Annotated in this window: 5 protein-coding genes; all 5 read left to right on the top strand. The window is 69.1% G+C overall.

Translation table 11 applies throughout. The features are described 5' to 3' along the window. Positions 1–28: 28 nt before the first annotated feature. Positions 29–619: an ATP/GTP-binding protein gene (locus B9S61_RS36290; RefSeq protein WP_103545982.1), complete on the top strand. Its 591-nt coding sequence runs from the start codon at positions 29–31 to the stop codon at positions 617–619. A gap of 376 nt (positions 620–995) precedes the next feature. Next, positions 996–4,304 carry a nitrate- and nitrite sensing domain-containing protein gene (locus tag B9S61_RS36295; RefSeq protein WP_181007699.1) on the top strand — a complete coding sequence of 1,103 codons (3,309 nt, stop codon included), beginning with the start codon at positions 996–998 and terminating at the stop codon, positions 4,302–4,304. Positions 4,305–4,314: 10 nt separating this feature from the next. Next, positions 4,315–4,728: a roadblock/LC7 domain-containing protein gene (locus B9S61_RS36300; RefSeq protein WP_030948713.1), complete on the top strand. Its 414-nt coding sequence runs from the start codon at positions 4,315–4,317 to the stop codon at positions 4,726–4,728. A 94-nt stretch (positions 4,729–4,822) separates the two neighbouring features. Then, entirely contained in the window at positions 4,823–5,395 is a 573-nt protein-coding gene (locus B9S61_RS36305; RefSeq protein WP_103545984.1) for a DUF742 domain-containing protein, read from the top strand. Beyond that, on the top strand, positions 5,376–5,828 hold a 453-nt coding region (locus B9S61_RS36310; protein WP_103544387.1), incomplete at its 3' end, for an ATP/GTP-binding protein. The genes B9S61_RS36305 and B9S61_RS36310, both read left to right, overlap by 20 nt.

Raw genomic sequence — 5,828 nt, forward strand, 5'->3', positions numbered from 1 at the left:
GACGTGACACTGCTCGAAAGGGTGCTCAGTGGACTTCGCAAGCTCTAGCGGCGGGGCGGTCTCCGAAAGCCGCGCCACCACCTCGGCCAAGATCGTGGTGGCGGGTGGCTTCGGCGTGGGCAAGACCACGTTCGTCGGGGCCGTTTCGGAGATCAACCCGCTGCGCACGGAGGCCGTCATGACGTCCGCTTCGGCAGGCATCGACGACCTCACCCACACCGGGGACAAGACGACCACGACGGTCGCCATGGACTTCGGACGTATCACCCTGGACCAGGACCTGATCCTGTACCTGTTCGGTACGCCCGGTCAGGACCGCTTCTGGTTCATGTGGGACGACCTGGTGCGCGGCGCCATCGGCGCGATCGTGCTGGTGGACACCCGGCGTCTCGCCGACTGCTTCCCCGCGGTCGACTACTTCGAGAACTCGGGACTGCCGTTCGTGATCGCCCTCAACGGCTTCGACGGCCAGCAGCCGTACGCCCCCGAGGAGGTGCGCGAGGCCCTGCAGATCGGGCCCGACGCCCCGATCATCACGACGGACGCCCGGCACCGCTCGGACGCGAAGAGTGCGCTGATCACACTGGTCGAACATGCTCTCATGGCGCGTCTCAGGTAGAGCCCCACCAGAAGCGACATACTGCGGTTGTCGTAGATGTACCGGCGCCGGCTGTGTCCTTTGACACGGCCGGCCCTGGTGTTCATAACGTTTCGGCAGAGGAATCGGGAGAGGCCGACACGCGACGCGTTCGCACGGTACCGCTGTGCGCACGAACGGCTCCTCTTTTGCCGGAGGTCGCTCCGTATGACCGTTTTATCTAGGACTTACATCACTCGAAATCCTCGCCTTCCCATGTTTGGAAGAGCGCTGGTCGGCATGCTGGAATGCTTGAACTGCCCATTAGTCAAAGACGTACTCAGTAGTCGATGACATGCCGGGCACTGAGACGCAGCGGCACGACGAAGGTGCCGACCGCCGAGAGGTTGTTGGTCGAGTGAGGCGAAGCAAGAACAGTCCCGAGCCATCGGCCCGGGGCAACTTCACGCCGCCGCCGCGCACAGCGGCGCCCGCCCCCGTACCCGGTCCCGAGCCGACGGCCCCGCCCGCCCAGCGCGGAAGTCGCATGTCCCCGCGCAACTGGCGGGTGGCGACCAGACTGAACGCGATTCTGCTCATACCCGTGCTGGTCGGCCTGGTCATGGGCGGTTTCCAGGTGAAGAGCTCGATCGACACCTGGAACGAGGCCGAGGACGCCGAGAACACCGCGCGTCTGGTGCGGGCCTCCCTCGTCTACGCCAACGCCCTCTACAACGAGCGCGACGTCACCGCGGTCCCACTGCTGCAGGGCAAGGGCCAGGACGACCCGGACGTCACCAAGGCGCGCTCCGCCACCGACAAGGCCGCCGACGCCTTCGACGAGGCCGCGCAGAGCATGCCGGCCAAGCCCGGCCTGGAGCGCCGCCTGCGGGTGTTCCGCGAGGGCGAGCCGAAGCTCACCGACCTGCGCGCCGCCGCGTACACCTCCAAGCTCAAGGGCGTGCAGACGGAGGAGGGCTACGTCGAGGTCGCCCACCCCCTGATGGAGTTCGCCAACGAACTCGGCCTCGGCACCGGAAACATCACCAGCTACGGACGTACGGTCTACGCGATCTCGCTGACCAAGGCGGCCCTGTCGCTGGAGCGCTCCATCGGCATGCACCTGCTGGTGAAGCCGGGCCCGACCGACAGCCAGCTCGCCAGCCAGCGCGTGGCCCTCACCTCGTACGCCTACCTCGAGGGCATCGCCATCGAGGAGTACAAGGGCGGTGGCACCGAGGCCGACGCGGCCAAGCTGGAGCAGACCTCGCAGCGGATCCAGGCCGAGGGCGCCGCGATGGCCAAGGAGGCCGCGCAGCAGGACCCGGACTACGTCCCGCCGCCCGCCAAGCCGGAGACGATGATCTCCGAGATCGGCCGCCTCTCCACCACCGACCCGGCCGCGCGTGCCGAGCTCGCCGAGAAGGGCATCACCCCCGCCAACTGGTGGGCCGTGAACACCCTCAAGTTCGACGGCTACCGGGAGATCGAGTCCGACCTGGCCGACGCGGCGGTGGACGAGGCCTCCAAGATCGCCGACACCGCCCAGCGCGACGCCTTCATCACCGGCGCCGCCGTCGTGATCGCCCTGCTCGCCGCGTTCATCCTGGCCGGCATGGTGGCCCGCCAGATGAGCCGCTCCATGCGCCAGCTGCGCAACGCCGCCTTCGGTATCGCCGAGCAGCGTCTGCCGATGCTGGTCGACCAGCTCTCCCGGACCGACCCCGGCCGGGTCGACACCAAGGTCGCACCCATCCCGATCTCCTCCACCGACGAGATCGGTGAGGTCGCCCGCGCCTTCGACCAGGTGCACCGCGAGGCCGTCCGGCTCGCCTCCGAGCAGGCCCTGCTGCGGGGCAACATCAACGCGATCTTCACGAACCTGTCGCGCCGCAACCAGTCGCTGATCGAGGGCCAGCTGACCCTGATCACCGACCTGGAGAACAACGAGGCCGACCCGGACCAGCTGGAGAACCTCTTCCGCCTGGACCACCTGGCCACCCGTATGCGCCGCAACGGCGAGAACCTGCTGGTCCTCGCGGGCGAGGAGCCCGGCCGCCGCTGGGACCAGCCGGTACCGCTGGTCGACGTGCTGCGCGCGGCCTCCTCCGAGGTGGAACAGTACGAGCGCATCGAGCTGTCCGGTGTCCCGGAGGCCGAGATCCACGGCCGCGCGGTGACCGACCTCGTGCACCTGCTCGCCGAGCTGCTCGAGAACGCCACCACCTTCTCGTCCCCGCAGACCAAGGTCCGCGTCACCGCGACCCGTCTCCCCGACGGCCGCGTGATGATCGAGATCCACGACAAGGGCATCGGCCTCACCGCCGAGGACTTCGCGGACATCAACCACAAGCTGGCCAACCCGCCGACCGTGGACGCCGCGATATCGCAGCGCATGGGCCTGTTCGTGGTCGGCCGGCTGTCCGACCGGCACGGCGTCCGGGTCCAGCTGCGCCCCTCGGGCGAGCAGGCCGGCACCACCTCGCTGGTCATGCTGCCGGACGCGATCACCCACGGTGGTGGCGGCGAGCAGCAGCCGGCCCGCGACGAGTTCACGGTCTCGCAGATCATCCCGGAGCAGCACTTCCAGGGTGAGAACTTCAACCACCAGCCGCTGCGCACCGCCGCCGAGCTGGGCTTCGACGACAGCCGCTACGCGGAGGTCCCCGACGACATCCGCGATCTGGACCCGGTCGGCCGTTCGCTGATGCGCGAGGAGCGCCGGGCGGCCCTGGAAACGCAGTCGGAGCCCGGACAGGCCGCGCCGGCCCCAGAGGACGCCCAGCAGGCCCCCGAGGGATCCGGCTACCCGGACGCCTTCGCCGCCCCGCAGGGCTACGACGGCCGGGAGCACGACGGCGCCGACCAGGGCTACGACGGCTTCCAGCAGCAGGACGCCGGGTACGACCCGCAGGCGTACGACCCCCAGGCGTACGACAACGGGCAGCCGACGGCGTACGACGATCAGCAGCAGCAGAAGTACGGCGAGGGCTACTACGCCCAGAACGGCCGGCTGCCGCAGAGCGATTCCTTCTCGTCGGGCGGCGGCAACCCGGACCCCTCCTATGCGGAGCCGGCCCAGGGCGACCACACGGCCGGGACCACCGCCGACGGCTTCCCGGCCTTCACGGACCAGCGGCAGGGGGACGACTGGCCGCAGCAGGACGGTTACCTCAACGGTTACCCTGGCCAGTACGGTGCTCAGGCCCCGGATGCCGAATCGGCGCAGGCCGGTGACGTACACGAGCAGGACAGCGTAGGCTTCGACCGTCCGGGAGCGGCCCCCTCCGAGAGCCACGACCTGACCAATGCCGGGCTTCCCCGCCGCGGATCCACCGCGAACGGCACGAACGGCACGGGCGGCGCACGCCGCACGACTCCGGAGCCGCCGGCCTCCGCTCCGGCGGACAACGGCGGCAGCGACTGGCGTTCGGCGAACGACGAGCACTGGCAGCAGGCCTCGTCGCTCCGGAAGCCCAAGGCGGGCGGAGTGACCTCCTCCGGTCTGCCGCGGCGGGTCCCCAAGGCCAACCTGGTCGAGGGAGCCGCAGAAACCACCCCTCAGGGAGGCCCCCAGGTCTCCCGCGCCCCGGAAGACGTCCGGGGCAGGCTGAGCAACCTGCGTCGCGGTGTCCAACGGGGCCGCAACGCGGGCAGTGAAACGAACGGCCAGGCCACTACGAACCAGCACGGTGGTCCTGACAGCACCTACAACCAGGAGCGTTAGTGTGAGCCCGATGAGCCAGGCGGCACAGAACCTGAACTGGTTGATCACCAACTTCGTGGACAACACCCCGGGGGTGTCCCACACGGTGGTGGTCTCCGCCGACGGACTCCTTCTGGCGATGTCCGAAGGGTTCCCGCGCGACCGCGCCGACCAGCTCGCGGCCGTCGCCTCCGGCCTGACGTCCCTGACGGCAGGCGCCTCCCGGATCTTCGAGGGCGGCAGCGTGAACCAGACGGTTGTGGAGATGGAGCGGGGATTCCTCTTCCTGATGTCCATTTCCGACGGTTCGTCGCTCGCCGTTCTCGCACATCCGGAGGCGGACATCGGCCTCATTGGGTACGAGATGGCCCTTCTGGTCGACCGTGCCGGTACGGTCCTGACACCGGACCTTCGTGCGGAGCTCCAGGGGAGCCTCCTCAACTAAGGGACGAACGGTGCGGTTTGGCGTCCCGGGGCCGTAAGGTTTCGGGACGCGGCTCCACAGTGATGGGTGCCAGGCACAGCCGGAGGAGGAAAAAGTGGCAACACCCCCAGGCGGTTCATCGTCGGGCAACTGGTCGTACGGTCCCTCGCAGGGCCGGCACGACGGCGGCCAGAGCGGGTACGGCTACCCTTCCGCCCCGAACCACCGGCAGCCGTACGCGCCGCAGGGCCCCGGCCCTTCGCCGTACGACCAGCCGGACGCGCCACGCATCCAGCCCGTTCAGCCGCAGCGCCGCGCCCCCGAGCAGTCGCCCGCAGGGGCGGCTCACAATCCCCTGGTGCGCCCGTACGCCATGACGGGCGGCCGCACCAGGCCGCGATACCAGCTCGCCATCGAGGCACTGGTGCACACCACCGCGCAGCCGCATCAGATGCAGGGCCAGTTGCCCGAGCATCAGCGGATCTGCAACCTCTGCCGGGAGATCAAGTCGGTGGCCGAGATCTCGGCCCTGCTGACCATCCCTCTCGGCGTGGCCAGGATCCTCGTCGCCGACTTGGCGGAGGCGGGACTGGTCGCCATCCATCAGCCCGGCGGCGACGAGAGCGCCGGCGGCCAGCCAGACGTGACACTGCTCGAAAGGGTGCTCAGTGGACTTCGCAAGCTCTAGCGGCGGGGCGGTCTCCGAAAGCCGCGCCACCACCTCGGCCAAGATCGTGGTGGCGGGTGGCTTCGGCGTGGGCAAGACCACGTTCGTCGGGGCCGTTTCGGAGATCAACCCGCTGCGCACGGAGGCCGTCATGACGTCCGCTTCGGCAGGCATCGACGACCTCACCCACACCGGGGACAAGACGACCACGACGGTCGCCATGGACTTCGGACGTATCACCCTGGACCAGGACCTGATCCTGTACCTGTTCGGTACGCCCGGTCAGGACCGCTTCTGGTTCATGTGGGACGACCTGGTGCGCGGCGCCATCGGCGCGATCGTGCTGGTGGACACCCGGCGTCTCGCCGACTGCTTCCCCGCGGTCGACTACTTCGAGAACTCGGGACTGCCGTTCGTGATCGCCCTCAACGGCTTCGACGGCCAGCAGCCGTAC

The sequence above is a fragment of the Streptomyces sp. SM1 genome (assembly GCF_002910825.1).
GTDB classification, from domain to species: domain Bacteria; phylum Actinomycetota; class Actinomycetes; order Streptomycetales; family Streptomycetaceae; genus Streptomyces; species Streptomyces okerensis.